This window comes from Acinetobacter sp. OYA S30, assembly GCF_033599315.1.
Taxonomy (GTDB): Bacteria; Pseudomonadota; Gammaproteobacteria; order Pseudomonadales; family Moraxellaceae; genus Acinetobacter; species Acinetobacter baumannii.
On the sequence record NZ_JAWVAV010000139.1, the window covers coordinates 1 to 626 of the forward strand.

The 626-nt window shown below is 39.6% G+C and carries 1 pseudogene; it reads right to left on the reverse strand.

The annotated features are described in order from the left end of the window. Window positions 1-491, reverse strand: a pseudogene (locus R5R67_RS19515) (phage head morphogenesis protein); the annotation flags it as partial. Between the last annotated feature and the right edge of the window lie 135 nt (window positions 492-626).

Genomic DNA, 626 nt, shown 5'->3' on the forward strand with positions numbered 1-626 from the left:
CCTGAATTAATACCATCTCGAATTGCATACTCAACCTTTTGACGGGCACTTTCAGCAATTCTTGAAAGCAGATCATCGACAAGAGCGCCACCTGCCAACGGAACTTTTTTAGCGGATAAAAATAGTTTTTCCCCATCAGGCTTATTAATTTTTGCTCCATAGAGCTTAGCTACGTAATTGGCCTCATAAACAGCCAAAGCTGTAGCAGAGACGGCGAATGCTTCAGGCAAGCTGGTATTTACACTAGCAAACCATTGGGCAATCAAATCCCTAATTTCCCTTAAATTTGAAGTTGTATATTTACCACCAGCTAAAGCAACTTTCTCCGACTCATTAAGCTCATCCAATAAATCCCGAAGCTTAGATAGCATCTTGCTCGTATCATCATTGAATAAAGCCAATAACTCATTTACCGTTTTTGATGAAGCACGATAAAGATAGGCCTGGTGCTGAGTGAGTGCTTCAAATAGTTTTTTGATATCTGTTGCCATCTCACTCTACCTTTTGATTTAAAGTCCCATCTTGCTCTGCTTCAACATTCTGTAGCTCTTCTTCATATTTTTGTTTAGGGAACATACCTGTTTGGTTGTATTCCCACCATGATTTAAATGAAGATCGGCCTTGTA